23 protein-coding genes are annotated in these 21,884 nt (G+C 67.6%); 14 read left to right on the forward strand and 9 right to left on the reverse strand.

The genetic code is table 11. The features are described 5' to 3' along the window. Window positions 1-3 precede the first annotated feature (3 nt). Genes HF886_RS08135 through HF886_RS08145 form a run of 3 tightly spaced genes read left to right on the forward strand, consistent with a single transcriptional unit; the run spans window position 4 to window position 1,893 of the window. Window positions 4-882 carry a TIGR03619 family F420-dependent LLM class oxidoreductase gene (locus HF886_RS08135; RefSeq protein WP_296549162.1) on the forward strand — a complete coding sequence of 293 codons (879 nt, stop codon included), beginning with the start codon at window positions 4-6 and terminating at the stop codon, window positions 880-882. Continuing rightward, window positions 879-1,292, forward strand: a complete 414-nt coding sequence (locus HF886_RS08140; protein WP_169652016.1) for a nuclear transport factor 2 family protein — start codon at window positions 879-881, stop codon at window positions 1,290-1,292. Before HF886_RS08135 ends, HF886_RS08140 begins: the two co-directional genes overlap by 4 nt. Window positions 1,293-1,317: 25 nt before the next feature. After that, on the forward strand, window positions 1,318-1,893 hold the full coding sequence (locus HF886_RS08145) for a nucleotidyltransferase family protein (protein WP_169652017.1): 576 nt from the start codon (window positions 1,318-1,320) through the stop codon (window positions 1,891-1,893). Window positions 1,894-2,014: 121 nt separating this feature from the next. On the opposite strand, the gene HF886_RS08150 is transcribed toward HF886_RS08145, so the two are convergent. Next, window positions 2,015-3,268: a cytochrome P450 gene (locus tag HF886_RS08150; RefSeq protein WP_169652018.1), complete on the reverse strand. Its 1,254-nt coding sequence runs from the start codon at window positions 3,266-3,268 to the stop codon at window positions 2,015-2,017. A gap of 195 nt (window positions 3,269-3,463) precedes the next feature. Between HF886_RS08150 and HF886_RS08155 the strand changes: the two genes are divergently transcribed. From HF886_RS08155 to HF886_RS08165, 3 genes are all read left to right on the forward strand, one after another. Continuing rightward, window positions 3,464-4,627 carry a steroid 3-ketoacyl-CoA thiolase gene (locus HF886_RS08155; RefSeq protein ID WP_169623126.1) on the forward strand — a complete coding sequence of 388 codons (1,164 nt, stop codon included), beginning with the start codon at window positions 3,464-3,466 and terminating at the stop codon, window positions 4,625-4,627. Between the two features lies 1 nt (window position 4,628). After that, complete coding sequence (locus HF886_RS08160; RefSeq protein WP_296550254.1) at window positions 4,629-5,102, forward strand: nitroreductase family deazaflavin-dependent oxidoreductase; 474 nt, start codon at window positions 4,629-4,631, stop codon at window positions 5,100-5,102. A 77-nt stretch (window positions 5,103-5,179) separates the two neighbouring features. After that, window positions 5,180-5,839: a GNAT family N-acetyltransferase gene (locus tag HF886_RS08165; protein ID WP_169623125.1), complete on the forward strand. Its 660-nt coding sequence runs from the start codon at window positions 5,180-5,182 to the stop codon at window positions 5,837-5,839. A gap of 64 nt (window positions 5,840-5,903) precedes the next feature. On the opposite strand, the gene HF886_RS08170 is transcribed toward HF886_RS08165, so the two are convergent. Then, window positions 5,904-6,818: an SDR family oxidoreductase gene (locus tag HF886_RS08170; protein WP_169623124.1), complete on the reverse strand. Its 915-nt coding sequence runs from the start codon at window positions 6,816-6,818 to the stop codon at window positions 5,904-5,906. Continuing rightward, entirely contained in the window at window positions 6,815-7,591 is a 777-nt protein-coding gene (locus HF886_RS08175; RefSeq protein ID WP_169623123.1) for an SDR family oxidoreductase, read from the reverse strand. The genes HF886_RS08170 and HF886_RS08175 overlap by 4 nt, the downstream gene beginning before the upstream one ends. 227 nt (window positions 7,592-7,818) lie before the next feature. Between HF886_RS08175 and HF886_RS08180 the strand changes: the two genes are divergently transcribed. The 6 genes from HF886_RS08180 to HF886_RS08205 are packed head-to-tail and all read left to right on the forward strand — an operon-like array spanning window position 7,819 to window position 12,783. Then, window positions 7,819-8,370, forward strand: coding sequence for a MaoC family dehydratase N-terminal domain-containing protein (locus HF886_RS08180; RefSeq protein ID WP_169652019.1), 552 nt, complete (start codon window positions 7,819-7,821; stop codon window positions 8,368-8,370). Further along, window positions 8,370-8,777, forward strand: coding sequence for a Zn-ribbon domain-containing OB-fold protein (locus HF886_RS08185; RefSeq protein WP_169623121.1), 408 nt, complete (start codon window positions 8,370-8,372; stop codon window positions 8,775-8,777). Before HF886_RS08180 ends, HF886_RS08185 begins: the two co-directional genes overlap by 1 nt. Next, a complete protein-coding gene (locus tag HF886_RS08190) occupies window positions 8,774-9,184 on the forward strand; it encodes a MaoC/PaaZ C-terminal domain-containing protein (RefSeq protein ID WP_169623120.1) in 411 nt (136 codons plus the stop codon). Before HF886_RS08185 ends, HF886_RS08190 begins: the two co-directional genes overlap by 4 nt. Next, complete coding sequence (locus HF886_RS08195) at window positions 9,181-10,365, forward strand: lipid-transfer protein (RefSeq protein ID WP_169623119.1); 1,185 nt, start codon at window positions 9,181-9,183, stop codon at window positions 10,363-10,365. Before HF886_RS08190 ends, HF886_RS08195 begins: the two co-directional genes overlap by 4 nt. Before the next feature lie 44 nt (window positions 10,366-10,409). After that, on the forward strand, window positions 10,410-11,654 hold the full coding sequence (locus HF886_RS08200) for an acyl-CoA dehydrogenase family protein (RefSeq protein WP_169652020.1): 1,245 nt from the start codon (window positions 10,410-10,412) through the stop codon (window positions 11,652-11,654). A gap of 1 nt (window position 11,655) precedes the next feature. Next, window positions 11,656-12,783 carry an acyl-CoA dehydrogenase family protein gene (locus HF886_RS08205; protein WP_169652021.1) on the forward strand — a complete coding sequence of 376 codons (1,128 nt, stop codon included), beginning with the start codon at window positions 11,656-11,658 and terminating at the stop codon, window positions 12,781-12,783. Between the two features lie 77 nt (window positions 12,784-12,860). On the opposite strand, the gene HF886_RS08210 is transcribed toward HF886_RS08205, so the two are convergent. Continuing rightward, a complete protein-coding gene (locus HF886_RS08210; RefSeq protein WP_169623116.1) occupies window positions 12,861-13,484 on the reverse strand; it encodes a TetR family transcriptional regulator in 624 nt (207 codons plus the stop codon). Window positions 13,485-13,757: 273 nt separating this feature from the next. Between HF886_RS08210 and HF886_RS08215 the strand changes: the two genes are divergently transcribed. After that, window positions 13,758-14,273 carry a flavin reductase family protein gene (locus HF886_RS08215; protein WP_169623115.1) on the forward strand — a complete coding sequence of 172 codons (516 nt, stop codon included), beginning with the start codon at window positions 13,758-13,760 and terminating at the stop codon, window positions 14,271-14,273. A gap of 10 nt (window positions 14,274-14,283) precedes the next feature. On the opposite strand, the gene HF886_RS08220 is transcribed toward HF886_RS08215, so the two are convergent. Further along, entirely contained in the window at window positions 14,284-15,753 is a 1,470-nt protein-coding gene (locus tag HF886_RS08220; RefSeq protein ID WP_169652022.1) for an FAD-dependent oxidoreductase, read from the reverse strand. Between the two features lie 166 nt (window positions 15,754-15,919). Between HF886_RS08220 and HF886_RS08225 the strand changes: the two genes are divergently transcribed. After that, window positions 15,920-17,494, forward strand: a complete 1,575-nt coding sequence (locus HF886_RS08225) for an FAD-dependent oxidoreductase (protein ID WP_169652023.1) — start codon at window positions 15,920-15,922, stop codon at window positions 17,492-17,494. Here HF886_RS08225 and hsaA read toward each other — a convergent pair. The 4 genes from hsaA to HF886_RS08245 all read right to left on the reverse strand — a co-directional run bounded on the left by hsaA (window position 17,491) and on the right by HF886_RS08245 (window position 21,854). Next, the gene (gene hsaA, locus HF886_RS08230) at window positions 17,491-18,660 is read right to left on the reverse strand and encodes a 3-hydroxy-9,10-secoandrosta-1,3,5(10)-triene-9,17-dione monooxygenase oxygenase subunit (RefSeq protein ID WP_169652024.1); all 1,170 of its coding nucleotides are present in this window, start codon (window positions 18,658-18,660) and stop codon (window positions 17,491-17,493) included. The two genes, HF886_RS08225 and hsaA, sit on opposite strands and share 4 nt — an antisense overlap. 27 nt (window positions 18,661-18,687) lie before the next feature. Beyond that, the gene (locus HF886_RS08235; RefSeq protein ID WP_169623111.1) at window positions 18,688-19,611 is read right to left on the reverse strand and encodes a VOC family protein; all 924 of its coding nucleotides are present in this window, start codon (window positions 19,609-19,611) and stop codon (window positions 18,688-18,690) included. 29 nt (window positions 19,612-19,640) lie between these two features. Next, window positions 19,641-20,819 (reverse strand): acyl-CoA dehydrogenase family protein, encoded by a 1,179-nt coding sequence (locus HF886_RS08240; protein ID WP_169623110.1) that lies wholly within the window; start codon window positions 20,817-20,819, stop codon window positions 19,641-19,643. Window positions 20,820-20,978: 159 nt separating this feature from the next. Continuing rightward, window positions 20,979-21,854: an alpha/beta fold hydrolase gene (locus HF886_RS08245; protein ID WP_169623109.1), complete on the reverse strand. Its 876-nt coding sequence runs from the start codon at window positions 21,852-21,854 to the stop codon at window positions 20,979-20,981. Between the last annotated feature and the right edge of the window lie 30 nt (window positions 21,855-21,884).

The raw sequence follows: 21,884 nt of genomic DNA on the forward strand, positions 1-21,884 counted from the left end.
ATGGTGGATTTCACCGTCGGGGTCGCGATGACGCCGCTCGATCAGTTGAGCGGTATCGCGCGCACCGCCGAGGAGTGCGGGTTCTCGTCGATCGCCCTTCCCGACTCACTGTTCTTCATGGAGAAGCAGACCGTCGACTATCCGTACACCCCGGACGGGTCCCGGATGTGGACGGCAGACACACCGTGGGTGGATCCGCTGATCGCCGCCGCCGCGATGGGCGCGGCGACCTCGACCATCCGGTTCTATACCCAGGTGTTGAAGTTGGGGTCGCGCAACCCTGTTCTGCTGGCTCGCCAAGTCGGCTCCGTCGCGAATCTGACGGGAGACCGGTTCGGTCTCGGAGTCGGCATCGGCTGGGCACCGGAAGAATTCGAGTGGTGCGGCGTCCCATATGCCCGGCGCGGCAAGCGCGTCGACGAAATGATCGATGTGCTGAAGCTGATTCTCGGTGGCGGCATGGTCGAGCATCACGGCGAGTTCTTCGAATTCGACCGGCTTCAGATGAGTCCGGCTCCCAGTACCCCGGTGCCGCTCTACGTGGGTGGGCACACCGATATCGCGCTGCGTCGTGCCGCACGGGTCGGTGACGGCTGGACGTCGGCCATGATCGGGTTCGACGACCTGGTGGCGGTCATCGACCGGCTGCGGGTCCTGCGCGACGAATACGGGCGGTCCGACGTGCCGTTCGAGATCCAGGCTGTGTGTGTCGATCGGTTCGGTTCGTCCGGTTACGCCGAGCTGGCCGATGCGGGCGTCACCGACATCATCGTGGTGCCGTGGATCTTCGACGGCCACGGGTTCGACTCCCCCCTCGAGGCGAAACAGGAATCGCTGCGGAAGTTCGCAGACAAGTACATCCACGGAAAGGATGCGGCATGAGCGAGGAACACCCCGCACGGGTGGCGGCGCGCGCGTCGCAAACGGCAGCCAGCGGCAAACGCAAGGACGAGTGGCTCGCGGTCTTCGCAGACGACGCGTGCGTCGAAGACCCGGTGGGGCCGTCGGGATTCGACCCGGAAGGCAAGGGGCACACGGGCCGCGATGCCATCGCCGCGTTCTACGACATGACGATCGCCAACACCGACAAGCTCGAGTTCCTCATCGACGACGTGCTGGTGTGCGGTGACGAGTGCGTCAATATCGGCACCATTCGCACCACGATGGCCGGGAACATCGTCGATGCCGAGGGGGCCTTCGTCTACCGGGTGAACGGCGACGGCAAGATCGTGTCGCTGCGGGCGTTCTGGGAGATGGACCGAGCCATGAAGACGGTACGTCCGGCCCCGTAGGGCCGGTCCCTCGTAGAGTCGGGGGATGAGCACCGCCGGAATCGTTCTCGCAGCAGGGGACGGCTCGCGATTGGGTGGGCGCGCGAAAGCGCTCCTGCCCCACCGCGGCCGTCCCCTGCTGCATACCGTGACCACCGCGCTCGCCGACGGCGGGTGCGACGAGGTGATCGTGGTGCTCGGTGCGTACGCCGGCGAGGTCGCCGCGGCGTGTCCGCCGGATAGCACCGTGGTGGTCAATCCGGAGTGGAGCACCGGGATGTCGACGTCGCTGCGCCGCGGCGTCGACGCTGCTGGCGGTCACGCCACGGTGGCGCTCACCGTCGTGGACTTCCCCGGCATCACCGCCGAACTGGTCCGGCACGTACTGGGCGAACACCACGGCGGAACGGTGACGCTGCCGGTGTTCGACGACCGGCCCGGTCATCCGGTCGTGTTCGACCGTGCCGACGCGGTCGCAGCGGCCCGGCAGGCCACCGCGGACGAGGGCGCCCGCAGTTACCTTGCGCACCACCGCGACCGGGTACGGCGTCTGGACTGCACCACCCTCGCGGATGCCGGAGACGTCGACACGGTGGACGATCTGCACCGGCTCGAGCCCTGAACACGCGACGGCCGCCGGACATTCCCGTCTCCGACCGCCGCGCCCTGACCATCCCGCAGGTGTCGCGAACGACGCGGTCCCCCGCACCCGAAGGTGCGGGGGACCGCGGTACTGCCGTGTGTCAGTGCTTCACCGGGCATCCACCCGACGTCTTGTAGTCCACCTCGAAGTCCTTGATTCCGTTGAGCCACCCGGACCGCAGGCGACGCGGATCACCGATCTTCGTGATGTCGGGAATGTGGTCGGCGATCGCTCCGAAGATCAGATCGACCTCCATGCGCGCGAGGTTCGCGCCGAGGCAGTAGTGCGCACCTGTGCCGCCGAACGCCAGATGCGGATTCGGGTCGCGCAGAATGTCGAACTCACGCGGCTTCTCGAAGACTTCTTCGTCGTTGTTCGCCGACGCGTACAGCATCACGACGCGGTCGCCCTTGCGGATCGCCTGCCCGCCGAGTTCGGTGTCCTCGAGTGCGGTGCGCTGGAAGGACGTGACCGGCGTGGCCCAGCGGATGATCTCGTCGGCAGCGGTCTTCGGGCGGTCGCGCTTGAAGATCTCCCACTGCTCGGGATTGTCGAGGAACGCCGCCATGCCGTGCGTGATCGCGTTGCGGGTGGTCTCGTTGCCGGCAACAGCGAGCACGATGAAGAAGAAGCCGAACTCCTCGGGAGCGAGTTCGTCGCCGTCGATGTCGGCCTCGATCAAGGCGGTGACGATGTCGTCCGCCGGGTTCGCCTTGCGGTCGGCCGCCATCTGGTAGGCGTAGCCGAGCACCTCCATCGACGCCGCCGCCGGGTCGGCGGTGTTGTCGGGATCGTCGTAGCCCGTCATCTGGTTGGACCATTCGAAGATCTTCGAGCGGTCTTCCTGCGGGACACCGATGAGGTCCGCGATGGCCTGCAGGGGCAGTTCCGCGGCGATCTGGGTGACGAAGTCGCCCTGACCGGCGGTGCACGCATCCTGGACGATGGACTTCGCGCGGCGGTCGAGTTCGTCGCGCAGACCGTTGATGGCGCGCGGGGTGAAACCACGGGCAACGAGCTTGCGGAGCTTGGTGTGCTCGGGTGCGTCCTTGTTCAGCAGGACGTGGCGCTGCAGTTCGATAGCCTCTCGGGGCATGTCGTCGTTGAACCGCGGGATCGCGGTGTTCTCCCAGTTGGAGAACACGTCGCTCCGGCGGGAGACCTCACGGACCTCCTCGTGGCGGGACACCACCCAGAACCCGTCGTCGTGGAATCCCCCCTTGTCGGGGGACTTCTTGTTCCACCACACCGGTGCCGTCTTCCGGAGTTCGGCGAACTCTTCGAAGGGCATGCGGTCTGCATACAAGTCGGGATCGGTGAAGTCGATTCCCTCGGGGATGTTCGGCTGCGCCACTTATCTCTCCTGCCTGGCGAGTACCGCTCGCGTGATGTGTAACACGTTCTAAAACCATTCAAACACAGGCGCGGCTCGTGACCAAGAGATCAGCACGTCCCGACCGATTCACACGCTTGCCGCCGCCGACGGCAACCTGTTCTACTTTGCAGAGAGCATTTAGAGTGCAGAGAACTGCAGAGAAAGGAGCCCGCCGTGGGCACCCCAGTCATCGTCGAGGCCGTCCGCACCCCGATCGGCAAGCGGGGTGGATGGCTCGCGGGCCTGCACGCTGCGGAAATCCTCGGCGCCGCCCAGAGCGGAGTCGTCGAGCGCGCCGGGATCGATCCGGCCCTCGTCGAACAGGTCATCGGCGGCTGCGTCACCCAGGCCGGCGCGCAGTCGAACAACATCACGCGCACCGCGTGGCTGAACGCCGGCCTCCCCTGGCAGGTGGGCGCCACGACCATCGACTGCCAGTGCGGCTCGGCTCAGCAGGCCAACCACCTCATCGCCGGTCTCATCGCCACCGGCGCCATCGATGCCGGGATCGCGTGCGGCATCGAGGCCATGAGCCAGGTTCCCCTCGGCGCCAATGTGGGCGACCAGGCCGGCCCGCGACGGCCCGAATCGTGGAACATCGACATGCCCAACCAGTTCGAGGCCGCGGAGCGTATCGCCCGCCGGCGCGGCATCACCCGCGAGGACATCGACGCGCTCGGCGTCCGGTCGCAGATGCTCGCCAAGCAGGCATGGGACGAGGGCCGCTTCGACCGCGAGGTGCTGCACGTCGTCGCACCGGTCGTCGACAAGCAGGGCAACCTCACCGGCGAGAAGCAGACCGTCACCCGGGACCAGGGCCTTCGCGACACGACGTCCGAGTCGCTGGCGAAGCTGAAGCCGGTGCTCGACGGCGGAATCCACACCGCGGGCACGTCGTCGCAGATCTCCGACGGCGCAGCCGCCGTCCTACTGATGGACGAGGACCGCGCCAAGGCCCTCGGTCTGAAGCCCCGTGCCCGCATCGTCGCGCAGGCGCTGGTCGGTGCAGAGCCCGAGTTCCACCTCGACGGCCCCGTCCAGGCCACCGCGAAGGTGCTCGAGAAGTCGGGCATGAGCATCGGCGATCTCGACCTGTTCGAGGTCAACGAGGCATTCGCGTCGGTCCTGCTCTCGTGGGCGAACGTGCACGGCCCCGATATGGACAAGGTCAACGTGAACGGTGGAGCCATCGCGCTCGGACACCCCGTCGGATCCACGGGTTCGCGTCTGCTGACCACCGCGCTGCACGAACTGGAACGGCGTGACGGCTCGACCGCGTTGATCACCATGTGTGCGGGTGGCGCGCTCGCCACCGGAACCGTCATCGAGCGGATCTGACGTGGGAACGGACACCGCTCCCAAAGGACTGAACTCGAAGGCGACCATCCCGATCATGAAGTGGATGTCGCGCGTCAACGTCGCCGCCTACCGGGCCACCGGCGGCCGGGTCGGTGGCAAGTGGCGCGTCGGCAGTGCCTTTCCCTGGGGAATCCCGGTCTGCCTGGTCACCACGACCGGACGCAAGACAGGACAGCCCCGCACCGCTCCCCTGCTGTTCCTCGAGGACGGCGACAAGGTGGTCCTGGTCGCCTCGCAGGGCGGAATGGCCAAACACCCGTTGTGGTTCCGCAATATCCAGGCGAATCCGGAGGTCACCGTCCAGATCAAGTCGCGGGTGCGGAAGATGCACGCGCGGGTCGCGACGGACACCGAGCGCGCGGCGTACTGGCCCCGGCTGGTCGAGATGTACCCGGATTTCGACAATTACCAGTCGTGGACCGACCGCGTCATCCCCGTGGTGGTCTGTGAGTAGGACGGCGACCCGCGGCAACACCGGAATGCGGGAATACTGGCACCGGTAGTTACACGCTTTCGAGAAGGGATGTCGCGATGGCAACCACGAACCACGACCAGGTCCTCGACCGACGGGAGATCGCAGCAGCGCTGCTGCGTGCTCTGGAACAACGTCACGAGGTACTCGATGCCATCGTCGAGAGCGCCGACCGAGCGGAGGCGGTGACCGCAATCGCCGCGCTGCTCGAGACGAGTGAGTTCTGCGCGGAGGCGGTGCTCAACCTCCCGTTCCGCCGCTTGACCAAGGCCGAGCGCAAGAAGATCCGGGAAGAACTCGAAGATCTCGACGCCGTAGTCCACTGGACGACGGCGGCACGGCCCTACGCGACGGGCGCGCATTTCCGCGTGCGTCCGATCTCGGACACGGCGACCGACCTGGAGTTGCTCGAGGCCAGGTGTGCCGACCAGCTGGGCGACAACAGCGCCGAAAGCGTCGCCGCCGAGCAGGCGCGCGGAAACGCGTTGATGAAGGACGAATCCGGGATGTGGCTCGTCGCCGAAGATCTTTCCGGCGACGAGCCCACCGCGGTCGGATTCGCGTTCGGTGAGCTCGTCGGCAACGAGGTGGAAGTGCGCATCTGGGTTCGCCCCGAACTGCGCAAGCAGGGTTACGGCACAGCCGTTCTCAAGCAGGCACGCACCGAATTGGCGGCCTACTTCCCCGGTTCGACCCTGATCGTGCGCACACCCGCCTGATCTGCGCCGCACAAGGATGCGCGCTTCCGATAGCTCTCGCTACCGGAAGCGCGCATCTTTTCTGTCAGGCTCCGTACACCGGCGTCGGTGCCTCGGTGGACGCGAGGAGCTTGTCCACGACCGGTCCGAGTTCCTTGGGATCCCAGCGGTCACCCTTGTCGACGACCTCGCCGTGACGCCAGCCGTCCGCGATGGACACCTTTCCGCCCTCGACCTCGAACACGCGGCCTGTGACGTCCTTCGATTCGGTGCTGCCGAGCCACACGACGATCGGCGAGATGTTCTCCGCCGCCATCGCATCGAATCCTTCTTCCGGCGCGGCCATCATCTCGGCCATCGCGCCGCCGGCCCCGACCGTCATGCGGGTGCGTGCGGACGGGGCGATGGCGTTGACGGTGACCCCGTAACGACCGAACTCGGCCGCGGCCTGAATCGTGAGTGCGGCGATACCCGCCTTGGCAGCGGCGTAGTTGCCCTGGCCGATGCTGCCCATCAGGCCCGCGCCCGAACTCGTGTTGATGATGCGCGCGTCGACCGGGTTGCCGGCCTTGGACTCGGCACGCCAGTACGACATGGCGTGGCGCATGGGCGCGAAATGCCCCTTGAGATGTACGCGAATCACCGCGTCCCACTCTTCTTCGCTCATGTTCGCGAGCATGCGGTCGCGCAGGAAGCCTGCGTTGTTGACCAGTACGTCGAGCCGCCCGAAGTTGTCGAGCGCCGTCTTGACGAGATTCTCCGCGCCGGCCCAGTCGGCCACGTCGTCGCCGTTGACGACGGCCTCACCACCGAGAGAACGGATTTCCTCGACGACCTGCTCCGCGGGTGATTCTCCGGTCGCGGCGCCGTCGATGCCGGCACCGATGTCGTTGACGACGACCTTCGCGCCTTCCGCGGCGAGGGCCAGCGCGTGGGCGCGGCCGATTCCCCGGCCCGCGCCCGTCACGATCGCGACGCGTCCGTCCAGCAGTCCACTCACTTTGTCTCCTTCGTTCGGGCCGCTGCCATGTAGGCAGGGCGTTCGCCGCCGCCGTGGACGGTCAGTGTCGATCCGCTGACGTATGCCGCCAGCGGGGATGCCAGAAATGCTGCGCAGTGACCGATGTCGTCGGGAGTGGAGAGGCGGCCGAGCGGCACCGTGGCGCCGACGGCGGCGACACCCTCGTCGTCACCGTAGAACAGGTGCGACTGCTCCGTGTCGACCATCCCGACCACCACCGAATTCACGCGCACCTTCGGTGCCCATTCCACCGCGAGGGATTGGCCGAGACTGTCGATTCCGGCCTTCGCGGCACCGTAGGCGGCGGTACCCGGTGACGGCCTGGAACCGCTCACGCTGGAGATGTTGACGATGGAGCCACCCGCGTCCTGGGTCTGCATCACCGCGTTCGCGGCCTGCGCGACGAGCAACGGCGCAAGCAGGTTGAGCTCGACGATCTTGGCGTGGAACTTCGGGCTGGCGTCTGCGGCCAGCGCGTAGGGCGAACCGCCGGCGTTGTTGACGAGGGTGTCGAGCCTGCCGTGCCTCGCGACGATCTCGTCCATCATCCGGCCCACCCGATCCGGGTCGCGCACGTCGCAGGCGAGAAACTCCGCGGTCCGGCCGTCCGCCTCCACGGGATGCTCGCCCTCGTTGCGTGCGCACGTCACCACGGTTGCTCCGGCGCGGAGAAACGTTCGGGTGATGCCCGCACCGACGCCGCGGACGCCTCCGGTCACCAGCACGACCGTGCCGTCCAGTCCCAGATCCATTCACTGCCTCCGCGTCCGTGTGGTCGCCCGGGGCGACCGAGGTCGATTCGTCCGGCCCACCGGCGGGGCCGCCCGCCCAACTTACCAAGCAATCGCTTGGTTTGGTATCCGTCGGCGGGCTCGACCACGCCCGGCTCCTGCTCAGTGGGAATCGGGCGATACCGGCTCGGGACCGCACTTAGCGTGGCGTCCGAGTGGGGTGTGCCGAAGAGAAGGTGATTGGGGCCATGCAGACGGTCGAGCATGATTACGAGAAGTACGTCGGCCAGGTGGCCGAGCCGCCCCGGGTCGCCCGGTACGCGGTCGACGAGGCGATGATCCGCAACTGGGTCGAAGCCCACGACGACTTCAATCCGATCTATGTCGACGCCGACGCGGCCCGCGCCACCGGTCGCGACTCCGTGGTGTGCCCTCCCGCGATGATCTCCACCTGGGTGATGGCGGGGTACCGCCGGTGGCGTGAGGTGCACCGCAAGCGCGCCGCAGGAATCGTGGAGGACTTCGCGTACTCGAGGATGCTTGCCGAACTCGACAGCGAAGGCCTCACGTCCGTCGTGGCCACGAACGTCGAACAGGAATACCATCGCGAACTCGTTCCCGGGGACCGCATCACCGCCCACCTGACGATCGAATCCGTTTCTCCCGTCAAGCGAACGGGTCTCGGCGACGGTCGCTTCTTCACGTTGTACAAGCGCTACGAGGACCAGCACGGCGAACTCGTCGCCGAGGAGCGTTTCCGGATGCTCCGGTTCAATCCGAACACCCCCAAGGAGGCGTGATGACCACCGTCCCCAGACTCACCATCACTCAGGACAACGAGTTCTGGTTCAACGCGGTCCGCGAAGGCAGGCTCGAGATCCAGCGGTGCAGCGACTGCCACACCCTCCGGCACCCGCCCGGCCCGGCATGCCCCGTGTGCCGGTCGTTCGAGTGGGACTCCGTCGAATCATCGCGCCGCGGAACCCTACACAGCTGGACCATCATTCATCACCCGCAGGACCCGGCGTTCGAATACCCCCTTGCCGTCGGACTGATCGACCTCGACGAAGGCATCCGCATCGTGGCCGACATCGCGGGCGTGGACCACGACAGCCTCGAACTCGGCATGGAACTCGAGGTGGGTTTCGCCGAACACGCTCACGGTGAGATCCTCCCGCAGCTGCGCAAAGTCGGAGGAACGTCGTGAATCTCTCCGAATGCGCTGTCGGGCAGTCCCTTCCCGGGCTCGAACTGCCCCTCGACCGCTCCACCATCGCCGCGACCGCGATCGCATCGCAGGACTTCGAGGACGTACACCACGATGCCGGGGCCGCACAACGGCGCGGAACACCCGATGTCTTCATGAGCATCAATGCGACGAACGGTTTCGTCGACCGCTACATCACCGATTGGACCGGGCCGGGGGCACGCATACGCCGTGCCTCGCTGCGCCTGGGCGTCCCCGCCTTCCCGGGCGACCCGCTGCAGATGAGCGGCGAGGTGGTCGCGGTCGAGGACCGCACCGTCACCGTGAAAGTGCAGGGCCGCAACAGCAAGGGCGTCCACGTCACCGCGGAGGTCGTCGTGGAGCCGTACGAGAGGAAGACTCCATGACCGTGCAGGGCTTTTCCGGAGCTGCCGCGATCGCCGGCATCGGAGCCACCGAATTCTCGAAGAACTCCGGTCGCAGCGAGTGGCAACTCGCGTGCGAGGCCGTGGTGGCCGCGCTCGCAGATGCGCAGATCGGCGTCGAAGAAGTCGACGGCTTCGCACTCTTCACCATGGAGACGAACCCCGAGATCGCCGTGGCCCGCGCGCTCGGCATCCCGGAACTGAAGTTCTTCAGCCGCATCCCCCACGGTGGCGGCGGTGCCTGCGCACCCGTCCAGCAGGCCGCGATGGCCGTCGCGACCGGCGTCGCCGAGGTCGTCGTGGTCTACCGCGCGTTCAACGAGCGCTCGGGCCACCGATTCGGCTCCGGCCCACCGCCGTTCGCCTACAACTCGAGCACCGATCAGGAATACCGCAACTGGATCAATCCGTACGGTCTGCTCACCCCTGCCCAGCAGGAAGCATTCCTGGCGCGCCGGTACATGCAGCGCTACGGCGCGACGAGCGCCGACTTCGGTCGCGTCTCGGTACTGTCGCGCAAGCACGCCGCCACCAACCCGAAGGCGTGGTTCTACGAGCGGCCCATCACCCTCGACGACCACCAGAACTCGAGGATGCTCGCCGACCCGCTGCGACTGCTGGATTGCTGTCAGGAGAGCGACGGGGGCCAGGCACTGGTCATCGTGAGCGCCGAACGCGCACGCTCACTGCCGCATCCTCCGGCCGTCATCACCGGTGCCGCGCAAGGTGTCGGCCCGCAGCAGATCTCGATGAGCAGTTACTACCGTGACGACATCGACGTGATGCCCGAGGTCGAACTGGTCGCCAAGCAGATGTGGGCACAGGCCGGTATCGGCCCGGACGACATCGACGCCGCGATCCTGTACGACGCGTTCACTCCCATGGTGCTGCTGCAACTCGAGGAGTACGGCTTCTGCGGTCGCGGCGAGGCCAAGGACTTCGTCGCCGAGGGCAACCTCGAGGTGGACGGCCGCCTCCCGGTCAACACCCACGGAGGGCAGCTCGGCGAAGGCTACATCCACGGCGTCAACGGAATCGCCGAAGGCGTGCGGCTCATCCGCGGCACCTCGGTCAACCAGCCCACCAAGGTGCTGAACAACGTCCTCGTCACGGGTGGCTCGCCGGTTCCGCACAGCGCGATCGTGCTGTCGACGGATCGCTGAACCGCGCCGCTCCCACGCCATCCGACCACCTCTCAGGAGACCACATGCATCCCGAGCTGTCCGACAAGTCACGGCGGCTACGCACCGAACTGCGGGAGTACTTCGCCCGCATCATCAACGACGAGGATCGCAGGGCCCTGGTCGACCAGACCGAGGGCGGCCCGGTCTTCGACCGGATCTACCGGCAGATGGGCAGCGACGGCTGGCTCGGACTCGGCTGGCCCGAGGAGTACGGCGGACGCGGTGAGGACCCCGAGGCTCTCTACGTCTTCTACGACGAGACGATCCGCGCGGGCGCCCCGGTCTCGCTGGTCACGCTCAACACGGTGGCACCGGCCCTGATGAAATACGGGAGCCAGGAACACAAGGACTACTTCCTTCCCAAGATCCTCACCGGCGAGCTGAAATTCGCCATCGGGTACACCGAACCCGGTGCCGGAACCGACCTCGCGGCGCTGCAGACACGTGCGCGCATAGACGGCGACGAACTCGTGATCAACGGCACCAAGCTCTTCACCAGCTCCGCGATCTTCGCGGACTGGATCTGGCTCGCCGTGCGTACCGATCCCGACGCGCCCCGCCACAAGGGCATCTCGGTCGTGCTGGTGCCCACCTCGTCCCCGGGGTTCTCGGCTACCGAGATCAAGACCGTCGGCGGCATCAGCACCGCGGTCACCTACTACGAGGACATCCGGGTGCCGCTGAGCAACGTCGTCGGCGGAGTGAACCAGGGATGGACACTGATCACCAGCCAGCTCAATCACGAGCGGGTCGCCCTGGCCGCGCGCGGCGGTATCGCCAACGAGATGTACGACGAAGTACTCGCGTGGGCCAAGCAGGAGCCCGTCGGACCGGGTGTGCTGTTCGACGTCCCGTGGGTCCGCAAGACACTCGCGGAGGTCTACGCACTGCTGTCGGCCGCCGATCTCGTGAACCTGCGCTTGGTGTCGGATATCGCTGCCAACACCCTCGGCGGCGGTGATTCCGCGGCGGCGAAGATCTTCGGCACCGAAGGCGTCGTCACCGCGTACGGCATGTTGCAGGAAGTGCTCGGTGCCCGCGGTCTGCTGCGTCCGGGCAGCCACGGTGCCGTGGTCGAGGGCCGTGTCGAGTCGCTCGCCCGTCGTGCGCAGAACAACACCTTCGGTGGCGGCACCAACGAGGTCCTGCGCGAGATCGTGGCAGCCAAGACACTCGGTATGACCCTGGGCGCCCGTCGGCGCCCCGAAGCCAAAGCGCCGGAGCGGGCAGCGACAACGGCCGTGACGCCGTCAGAGACGAGGAGCTGACATGGAATTCGAGCTCGATGACGACCTGATCGCCGTCGAGGACCTTGCCTCGCAGGTCTTCGGTGCGCTGGCAACGGTCGAACGGGTAGTCGAGGTGGAACGGACCGAGGGTGGCTTCGACGCCACACTGTGGAAGGCACTCGCCGACTCCGGACTGCTGGGCCTCGCCCTGCCCGAATCCGCCGGAGGCGCGGACATGGGCATGCTCGGTTTGACGACGATCCTGCAGCAGCAGGGCCGTCGCGTCGCGCCGGTGCCGGTCTGGTCCGTCGTAGCCGGCGCTGCTCTGCCCCTCGCTCGGTTCGGCACACCCGAACAGGTCGAGCGTTACGTCCCCGGGATCGTCGACGGGTCGATCGTCCTCACCGGCGCATTCGACGGCAACCCCGGTGAGAGCGCGGCGCTGACCGCGATCCGCAAGGGCGACGACCTGGTGATCAGCGGCGAGATCCCGTCCGTCCCCTGGGCGCCCGGCGCAGCCGGAGTGGTGGTCCCCGTCCTGTGCGACGAGTCCGTCGCCGTCGTCGTGGCATCCGCCGACGCGCCGGGCCTCACGGTCACGCCCGTGTCCGTGACCGGACAAACCGCCGACGCGGCCCTTCGCTTCGACGACGTCGTCGTCGCGGCCGCAGACGTTCTACCCGGTGACGGCACGCAGATCACCGAGTGGACACGTCGGCGGATCCGTCTCGCCATCGCAGCGCTCCAGCTCGGCGTGTGTGAGGAATCGCTGCGCATGACCGCGGCGTACACCTCCGAGCGCATGCAGTTCGGGCGGCCGTTGTCGACGAACCAGGCCGTTGCGGTGCGCGCGGCGGACGCCTACATCGACACCGAAGCCATTCGTCTGACGATGCGCCGCGCCGCGTGGCTCATCGACACCGGGCGCGAAGAGGAGGCGGACGCCGCAGTGCTCGTCGCGAAGTGGTGGGCGGCGCGCGGCGGCATTCGTGTCGGCCTGACGGCTCAGCACCTGCACGGCGGGATCGGTGCCGACATCGACTACCCCATCCACCGCTACTTCCTGTGGGGGCGCCAGTTGGCCTTCACGCTCGGTGGCGCGGACGCCAGCGCCGCCGCACTCGGCGACATCCTCGACCGCGCGCCGTCGATCGGCGCCGCCGGGTAGACCTGCCCGGCCACGTCGCCGCTCGACGCGCCGAAGCCCCGCCCACCGCATCCGCGGCCGGCGGGGCTTCGGCGTTGTCACACCGGTCCGGGTGCCGTATCCGCCATGTGGACGAGAAGCAGATCGCAGGCGCGCCGGATGTCGGTCTCGGTCTCCTCGATCGACACTCTGCCGTTCAAGAGCACCAGGATCAGGCCGAACCACACCATCGACAGCAGGCGCACCGCGTCGCGATCTGTGTCCGTGGGCTGTTCGATGCCGCCCTGCGCGAGCACGATGCCCTGGAAGACACGCTCCACCTCGACCGAATCCGGCACCACCGATGCGGAGGCGGTGCTGTTGGACACGAGCATGGCGGACGCGAGGCGGGGCCGCGCGACGATCGCGCGCGTCATGACGACAAGCGCATCGCAGATCGCCTGCGGTGGGGCCACGCCCGGCGGTGGATCGGGCAGTCGTTCCTTCGCGCGTTCGAGTTGGCTCAGGAGCAACGCCACGAAGAGGTGCGTCTTCGACGGGAAATATCGGTACAGCGTGCCGATCGCGACACCCGCGTCCTTCGCGACCTCCGCCATCTGCACCCGGGTGAGTTCGTGTTCGGAACCGAGACGGGCGGCAGCGGTCAGGATCCGCACCTGCCGTTCGCGTTGCACGTCCGATGTCGGTTCGGCGCCCTCCCGCGCCTTGGCAATCCTCGGCATCGCCGGCCCCCTTCCTGCAATTGGACGTGCAGATTGTCCCATCGTGCCCGCATCCACCCGGGCGAGGGAGCCGGGTCGCCGGAATCACCGTTGGTCTCGCTCAGTGGGACCGCCGCCGGCGGGCAGACATCGGGCGCAGGGATCGGCGCGGCGATTTCGCGTGAACGTCCGCTGAGCGAGAACCGGTTCAGGCGTGGCGCAGGTCACCCATACTCTCGGATTCGTGGACGTCGCCGAACCCAGGCGGCCCGGGATCGAATCGGAGTGAGGCACATGCAGATTCAGTCGCTGACCCAGGAACGTGCGTTCGACGGTGACGTACCCACTCCCGACGAGATGCGCAGGGCGATGGGACGTTTCGCTTCGGGTGTCACCGTGGTGACCGGACTCGACGACGACGGCCCCGTCGGCTTCGCCTGCCAGTCGTTCGCATCCGTCTCGCTCGAACCGCCGCTGGTGCTGTTCTGCGCGGATCACCGGGGCCGGGCCTGGCCACGCATCCGGCGCGCCGGCCGGTTCACCGTCAACGTGCTCGGCGCCGAACAGACGGACCTGTGCGGGCGGTTCGGTTCGAGCCGGGGGCTCAAGTTCGACGGTCTCGACTGGGAACTGTCCCGATGGGGCACGCCCACCTTGCCGGGCGTGCTCATGCGAGTCCACGCCGAGGTCCACGACGTACACGTCGCCGGGGATCACGACATCGTCGTCGGCCGCGTGACCGAACTCGAATGCCCGGCAGAAGACCGTCCGATGGTCTTCTACCGGGGCGCGTTCGGCCTCGACGGCTGACCGACCGGGGTTACCCGGTGGCGGCGGCGCTGATCCCGGCCCGCCGCCCGAAGAAGCTCCCGTCACCGAGCGAGATCCCGCTGCAATATCCTCCGGCAGACAATCCGGAGGTACAGCGGCCCGCCGCGTACAGGCCCGGTATCGGATCGCCGTCGACGTGCAGGACCTCCGAGTCCACCGATGTCCGGAGACCGCCCAGCGTGAAACCACCGGTCATGCCGCGCAGGTCGATCGCAGCGATCGGCGACCCGATCGGCTTGACCCATTCGGGCTTCTTCCCGAGCACCGGATCGGTGCCTGCGGCGGCGTGCCGGTTGTACAACTCCACGGTGGCGGTCAGGGTGCCCTCGGGCAGACCCATCTCCGATTCGAGTTCGGCGACGCTCTCGCACACCCAGGTCGGCTGCCTGCGAAGCTGCGGGCTCGAACTCGGCGCTGCCATCCCTTCTTCGTACGCCGCCTCGTCGAGGACGAGAAACGCCTGGTTGTCGTTCTGGTACATGGTGAGCTGACCGATGCGGCCCGGATAGGTGTCCTCGGGGACGTACCGCTGTCCTCGTCCGTTGACGAGGATGCCGCGGGCCATCAGCTGGGGGTCGCAGAAGAAGGCGACCTCGCACGCGTCCATGTGCGCCAGTCCCGCACCGAGTGCCTGCGCCATGAGGATGGCGCGACCGTCGTGCTCCTCGACCGTCGCGGCGGGCCGCTTGTAGAGACGCGGCGCGTAGGCCTGCATCATCTCGTCGTTGTACGCGAACGAGCCGGTCGCGAGCACCACACCGCCGTGCGCGCGGACGGTGATCTCCTGTCCGAGTCGGGTCGCGGTCACACCGACGACACGGCCGGTGCCGTCGACGACCAGGCGCTGCACCCGGATGTCGGATTCCACGCGGACACCGAGGTCGGTCGCCTTTCCGATCAGCGTGGTCATCAGAACGTGCCCGGCTCCCTGCTCGCCGTTGCGCGGCATCGGGACCTGCGCGAGGTGTCCGCGGGGCGCCGGCGGCACGAGTGTGTCGAACGGTGCCGCGTTCTCTCCCCCGCTGTACATCAGGGAGTCGTCGACGGGGCATTCCCAGCCGGGCTGGGACCAGAAACTTTCCTTGTACCGGACCCCGCACGCTTCGAGCCACTCGAAATGCTGCACGCTGCCGTCGCAGTAGACATCGAGTTTGTCCTGGTCGACTCCCGGCCCCAGCGCCTCGGCGAGAAACGTCTTCATGTTCTCGGGGGTGTCGTCGAATCCGCACGCCTTCTGCACCCGGGTGCCGCCGCCGAGGTACACGATGCCCCCGGACAACGCGGCCGCTCCACCGCCGCCGCCGGTGCGCTCGAGTACCAGCACATCGGCGTCGTTCTCCGCAGCACCGATCGCCGCGGACACCCCCGCAATGCCGTATCCCGCGATCACGACGTCGGCCTCGAAATCCCAGGTGCCGACGGTCTCGGAGGAAATCGGACGAATCGGTGAACTACTCATGGGCACAGCCCCTTCCGCATTACAGCCCAGTGGTCTCCTGCGGACCGTAAGCGGACCCGGACCGGTCGGCCGGGAGTATCCCGCTGGTCGGGAGCATGCCCACGCGCAGCGCCGCACATGCGCTTGCGTAGGTGCGACACCCACCACAACCGAGAGGACAACTCCCGTGCAGGACAACACCAGTGAATTCGACGTCATCGTCGTCGGATCGGGCGGCGGGGCGCTGGCAGGCGCATACTCCGCCGCTGCGGCCGGTCTGCGCACCGTCGTTCTGGAGAAGACCGGACTGTTCGGCGGCACCTCGTCGTACTCCGGCGGGGCGATGTGGCTGCCCGGCACCACGGTCCAGGAACGCGCGGGCCTCGGCGACTCGACCGACGCGGCACGCACCTATCTCGCGGCCGTACTGGGCGACGCGGAGAAGGATCGTCAGGAAGCGTTCCTGACCACGGCCCCGGTGCTCGTCGACTTCCTCGAGCGCGACCCGCACCTCGAATTCGAGTGGCGCCCCTTCCCCGACTACTACCCCGCACCGGGGCGTGTGGACGTGGGACGCGCGATCAATGCCCTGGACCTGCCGAGCGAACAGATCGGTGCTCTCCGTGAGCGAATTCGCCCCGAACCGGGACTCGATCGCAACGGTGAACCGCACCCCGACGAAACCCTCATCGCGGGACGCGCCCTGATCGGACGGCTACTCCTTGCCCTGCAGGGCACCGGCAACGCGGACCTGCGTACCGGCACCGCCGTGCGGTCGCTGATCGTCGAGAACGACCGGGTCGTGGGGGTGGAAGCGCTCACCGAGTCCGGGGAAACCGTCCGGTTCCGCGCGACCCGCGGCGTGCTGCTCGCCGCCGGCGGCATCGAAGGCAACCAGGACATGCGCAGCGAGCACGGCACTCCCGGTGCCGCGGCGTGGAGCATGGGCCCGCGCGGTGCCAACACCGGCGATCTGCACGTCGCGGCCGCCGACGCAGGTGCCGCGATCGCGTTGACGGACGAGGCGTGGTGGTGCCCCGGCGTCGAGATGCCGGACGGATCGGGCGCATTCATGGTGTGCGTGCGCGGCGGCGTCCTCGTCGACGCGGACGGCCGGCGCTACCTCAACGAAATGCAGCCGTACGACCGGTTCGGGCGGGAGATGCTGGCACACGGCGTGTCGCGGTCGGTGCCGTCGTACCTGATCTTCGACTCGCGTGAAGGTGGGCCGGTACTGCCGGCCATGTCGATTCCCGAGGCGAGCGCGGACGATCATCTCGCCGCCGGAACGTGGGTGCGCGCCGACAGCATCGAAGAACTCGCCGCACAACTCGGCATGGACGCGGACGCCCTGCGATCGACCGTCGAGCGCTTCAACGACTCGGCGGCCACCGGAGTCGACGAGGACTTCGCGCGCGGTGAAGACCCCTACGACGTGTTCTTCTGCCCGCCGAGCGAGAACCCCAACCGCGCCCTCACCGCCCTGACCGAGGCACCGTTCTACGCGGCCCGGATCGTTCTCAGCGATCTCGGGACGAAGGGCGGGGTGCGCACCGATACCGATGCGCGGGTGCTCCGTGAGGACGGTTCGGCGATCGCCGGGTTGTATGCGGCAGGCAACACCGCTGCATCACTCAGCGGCCGGTTCTATCCCGCGCCCGGAACTCCGCTGGGAACGGCGATGGTGTTTGCCTACCGCGCGGCCCAGCACATGGCGCAGGCGGACTCGATGCTCCCCGGTGCTGCCGTGACCGAGAGCTAGACGAGGTTGTCTTCGACGGGCAGCCCGAAGGCGTCCTTCCCGTACAGGGCGAAGGCGCGTTCGGGCTCGTTCGCGACGTGCATGCTCCCGGCATGCGCGTCGCGCCACGCCCGTTCGATGACGTTGCCGAGAAACAAGGACGTTCCACCGGCGGTCTTGAACAGCAGATCGATTGCTTCGACGGCCCGTTCGGTGGCTCGTACCTGATCGCGCCTGGTTCGTAGCCGCAGGGAGAAGGGGATGTCGTCTCCGGCCTCTGCGAGTCGCCAGAGTTCCCGGATGTTCCGTTCGAGTTGCAGTACCGCGGCGTCGATTTCCGACGACGCGCGCCCCACCGCGACCTGCGCGAACGGGTCGTCGGCGAACCGCCCGCCACCGAGGCTCAGCCGCACCCGTTCCCGCATCGCCGCGAGGTACTCGTCGTAGCAACCCTCGACCACGCCGACGATCGGCACGGCGACGGTGGTCGCGAAGAGCGACGCGAACGGAAGCCGGTACAGGGGGCCGGCATTGACTTTCTGACCGGGACCGCGAAGGTTCGCGGTGTCGAAGTTGCGCACGACCCGGTACGAAGGAACGAACACGTCGTCGACGGTGATTTCGTTACTGCTCGTTCCCCGCATGCCGACGACGTTCCACACGTCGCGAATCGAGTAGTCGTCACGCGGAACGAGTGCGGTGACGAAATCCAGCGGTCTGCCGTCCGCGCCGACGACCATCCCGCCCAGCAGTGCCCACGACGCGTACTCGCATCCGGACGAGAACATCCACGTCCCCGACAACCGGTAACCGTCGCCGACCTGACGGAGCCTGCCGACCGGCGCGTACGCGGACGACACGAGCGTCGACTCGTCGCGGCCCCAGACGTCGTGCTGTGCGCGGTCGGGGAACAGCGCGAGATGCCAGGGATGCACACCGACGACCGATGCGATCCATCCCGTCGACCCACATGCCGCCGACAGCGCCCGCACGACCTCGTAGAACCGCATGGGGTCGGTTTCGGTCCCACCGTAACGTCGCGGTTGCAGCATCCGGAAGACGCCGGCGGCAACCAGTTCCGCGATCGTCTCGTCGGGAATCCTGCGCGACTCGTCGATGTGCGCGGCCCGGGCCGCCAATCCGGGTGCGAGTTCCCGTACCGCGTCGAGCACGTGGCAAGGCGTCATGGAGTGCGCTCCCGTCCTGCTACCCCGTCAGTGCGACGGCGGAGTGAATGCCGCCAGGGGTTCGGACGCCGACCAGTCGTGTCCCCAATAGCTGTCTGCGGTGATTTCCTCTGCCGTGTAGAAGGTCTCGTCCACGAGCATGCCTTCGGTACCGAATTCGATGTCCCAGCCGCCCGGTGCCCGGACATAGAACGAGACCATCTTGTCGTTGGTGTGCCGGCCGAGCGTCGACGAAATCGAGAAACCCAGCTTGCCGATCCGGTCGAGTGCCTGGCCCACCGCGTCGAGGGTGTCCACCTCGAGCATGAGATGGACCAGACCCGGTGCGCCGAGCGGCGGCGCGGGGCACAACGCCAGGCTGTGGTGGCGGCGGTTGACGCCGAGGAAACGCACGCGCCGGACGGGAGGCGGCGCGGACAGACCACCGAGGCGGGTCGCACCCCGGGGAAGGAAACCCAGTACCTCGGTATAGAACTCGTACGATTCGGCGAACATCGCGGAGGGGAGCACCACGTGTCCGAGGCCCTCCGGCCCGGTGTGGAACGTGCCGCCGAACGGAGTCACGAGCGGGCTGTGGTCGAGCACGGGACCGAAGAACACCTCGGTACGGGTGCCGCCCGGATCGTCGAACGCGATGACCTGTTCGGCGTCGCGGTACGTGGACTCCTCCTCGCTCAGCACCTCGACCGAGATGCCGGCCTTCTCGACCGCTTCCCGGACACGCCGGAGCGCGAATTCGTCGCGCACCTCCCAGCCCACCGCCAGGGCACGGTCGGTGTCGCCCGGAAGGACGATCAGGCGTGAGCGCCGCTCGTCGATCCGCAGGTAGAGCCCGTCGCTCTCCGGTCCGGTGCCGACGGCCATCCCCAGCCCGTCGACGACGAGTTCACGCCAGCGAGCCACGTCGCGGGTCTGAATCCTGACATAGCCGAGTCCACGGATATCCGTCATGTCCGTCCTTTCCTGCCTGGGGGGTGGAACTAGATCATCGAGCGCATCATGCCCTGCGGTTCCTCACCGAGCTGGGTGAGCGTCGCCGCATGGAAGATCGATCCGGGCACGTGGATGGCGTGGCTCAGACCGGCGTGGGCATCGCGCCAGAAACGCTGGAGCGGGTTGCTCAACTGCAGGGCACCGCCGCCCGCGCGGCCGAAGATCTCGTCGACCGCGGCCACCGCACGCCACGCGGCAGCGGTCTGCGTCCGCCTGCCGACGGCACGCATCTCGAAGGTGACCTCCTTGCCGCGCTCGGTGAGATCCCAGAACCGGTCGACGGTCTCGAGGACGGCGGCACGCGAGGCGGCGATCTCCGCGGCCGCGTTGCCGAGCGCGGACAGCACGTACGGATCCTGCTTGATCGCGGTTCCGGAGACGGTGACCCGTTCACGCTGCGTCTCGATGTAGCAGTTGAGGGCGCCCTCGGCGATACCGATGAGCGACGAGGTGATGCCCAGCGGGAAGATGCACGAGAAGGGGAACTTGTAGAGCGTCTCCTCGCGTCCGGCGTCCTGCCACGCCACGCCGCCCATCACGCGTTCCGCCGCCAGTGTGCGGTACGCCGGGAGAAAGGCGTTCTCGACGATGAGGTCCTTGGAACCGGTGCCACGCAGGCCGACGACGTTCCAGCTCTCGTGGTCGATGCGGTAGTCGGATCTCGGCACCAGCACGTGCAGGCTCTTCGGCGGAGACACCCGCTTGCCGTCCTTGTCGCCGACTGCCGCACCGATCATCACCCAGTCGCAGTGATCGGTGCCCGACGAGAACGACCAGCGGCCGTTGAGGATGTATCCGCCGTCGACGGGAGTCGCCACGCCCATCGGCGCGTAGGGCGAGGCGATCCAGGTGTCGGGGTTCTCGCCCCACACTTCCTGCTGCGCCTTCGGGTCGAAGAACGCCATCTCCCAGGGGTGTACACCCACGATGCCGCTGACCCAGCCCGTCGCGCCGTCCATCGCGCCGATGGCCATCGCCGTCTCCGCGAACTCTCGCGGGTGAGCCTCCAGGCCGCCGAATTCCTTGGGCTGCAACATCCGGATGACGCCTGCGTCGCGGAGCCGTCCGGCACTGCGGTCGGTCAGACGCATGAGCGTGTCACCCTCGGCGCCGTCCGCCCGGATTTCGTCTGCAAACTCTGCGAGGGAGTCGAGGACCTGTCCCATGATGTCTCCAGCTTTCTGATGGCGACGCCCGGTCACCGTGCGAATGTGCTGCCGGCGGCGTCGGAGTTCCGGTGGTGGCTACGGTCTCAAGAGATCGCAGCCGTGCTCCGGAAATGTTCCACTGAGCGGGATCGACCGGGGCCGAGGGTGTTCAGACCGTCAGGACGCCGTGGCGTCGTCCCGCTTCAGGAACGCCAGGACCGTCGCGAGCCACGCGTCGCGGGCCTCGATCATGGTCCAGTGCCCGCAGTTGGGGAACACGTGCAGTTCTCCGCGGCGCAGGTCCCGCATCGGGAGCATCGCCATGTCGACCGGGCTGACCCGGTCGTCACGGCCCCAGGTGAGCAGGGTCGGTGCGGTGATCCGGCCGAGTTGCGCCCAGTAGGGGGTGGCGTCGGAGGCGAGGGCTGCCCGCCCGGCCGCGGCGAATGCCGCGGTGCTGTACATGCGACGCGCGATTTCCAGGGTCTTGGGCTCGGTGGCCAGTGCCCACCGCTCCTCGATGAGCTCTTCGGTGATGATCGCCGGGTCGTACACCATGGAATGCAGCCAGCGGACGAGCTTTTCGCGTGTCGGATCGTCCGTGAACTCCATCAGAAGCTTGATGCCCTCGCCCGGTGCCGGCGCGAAGACCGAACGTCCTGCGCCGCCGATGGTGACAAGCTTGCTCACCCGGTCGGGCTGTGCGATCGCGAACTGGGTACCGACGATGCCGCCCATCGAGTTGCCGATGATCGCTGTCCGGTCGAGGCCCAGTCCGTCGAGGAAGTCGGCGACCGCTACCGACGCCATCGCCATCGGGTGACCCTCGCAGGGGTCACTGACCCCGAATCCGGGAAACTCCAGGACGAGGCACCGAAAGTGCTCGGAAAGGTCGGCGAGCACGCCGCGATAGTTGCGCCATCCGGTGACTCCGGGGCCGGACCCGTGCAGAAGGACGAGCGGTTCTCCGGCACCTGCCTCGTGGTAGCGGAGGGTGCCCCGGTCGGTCTCGAGCGTCCTGGCAGTCTCGTCGTAACTCAATTCGGTCGTCATATCCGAGACGTTCCCAGTGACGGCCCTCAC

The organism is Rhodococcus sp. 105337 (assembly GCF_012844225.1).
Taxonomy (GTDB): domain Bacteria; phylum Actinomycetota; class Actinomycetes; order Mycobacteriales; family Mycobacteriaceae; genus Rhodococcus.

Coding starts and splice junctions, on each gene's coding strand:
- HF886_RS08215 (WP_169623115.1), top strand. CDS start 13,758: ATGCAGATTCAGTCGCTGACCCAGGAACGTGCGTTCGACGGTGACGTA.
- HF886_RS08235 (WP_169623111.1), bottom strand. CDS start 19,611: ATGACGGATATCCGTGGACTCGGCTATGTCAGGATTCAGACCCGCGAC.
- HF886_RS08205 (WP_169652021.1), top strand. CDS start 11,656: ATGGAATTCGAGCTCGATGACGACCTGATCGCCGTCGAGGACCTTGCC.
- HF886_RS08200 (WP_169652020.1), top strand. CDS start 10,410: ATGCATCCCGAGCTGTCCGACAAGTCACGGCGGCTACGCACCGAACTG.
- HF886_RS08220 (WP_169652022.1), bottom strand. CDS start 15,753: ATGAGTAGTTCACCGATTCGTCCGATTTCCTCCGAGACCGTCGGCACC.
- HF886_RS08145 (WP_169652017.1), top strand. CDS start 1,318: ATGAGCACCGCCGGAATCGTTCTCGCAGCAGGGGACGGCTCGCGATTG.
- HF886_RS08180 (WP_169652019.1), top strand. CDS start 7,819: ATGCAGACGGTCGAGCATGATTACGAGAAGTACGTCGGCCAGGTGGCC.
- hsaA (WP_169652024.1), bottom strand. CDS start 18,660: ATGACGCCTTGCCACGTGCTCGACGCGGTACGGGAACTCGCACCCGGA.
- HF886_RS08245 (WP_169623109.1), bottom strand. CDS start 21,854: ATGACGACCGAATTGAGTTACGACGAGACTGCCAGGACGCTCGAGACC.
- HF886_RS08165 (WP_169623125.1), top strand. CDS start 5,180: ATGGCAACCACGAACCACGACCAGGTCCTCGACCGACGGGAGATCGCA.
- HF886_RS08185 (WP_169623121.1), top strand. CDS start 8,370: ATGACCACCGTCCCCAGACTCACCATCACTCAGGACAACGAGTTCTGG.
- HF886_RS08240 (WP_169623110.1), bottom strand. CDS start 20,819: ATGGGACAGGTCCTCGACTCCCTCGCAGAGTTTGCAGACGAAATCCGG.
- HF886_RS08140 (WP_169652016.1), top strand. CDS start 879: ATGAGCGAGGAACACCCCGCACGGGTGGCGGCGCGCGCGTCGCAAACG.
- HF886_RS08175 (WP_169623123.1), bottom strand. CDS start 7,591: ATGGATCTGGGACTGGACGGCACGGTCGTGCTGGTGACCGGAGGCGTC.
- HF886_RS08195 (WP_169623119.1), top strand. CDS start 9,181: ATGACCGTGCAGGGCTTTTCCGGAGCTGCCGCGATCGCCGGCATCGGA.
- HF886_RS08210 (WP_169623116.1), bottom strand. CDS start 13,484: ATGCCGAGGATTGCCAAGGCGCGGGAGGGCGCCGAACCGACATCGGAC.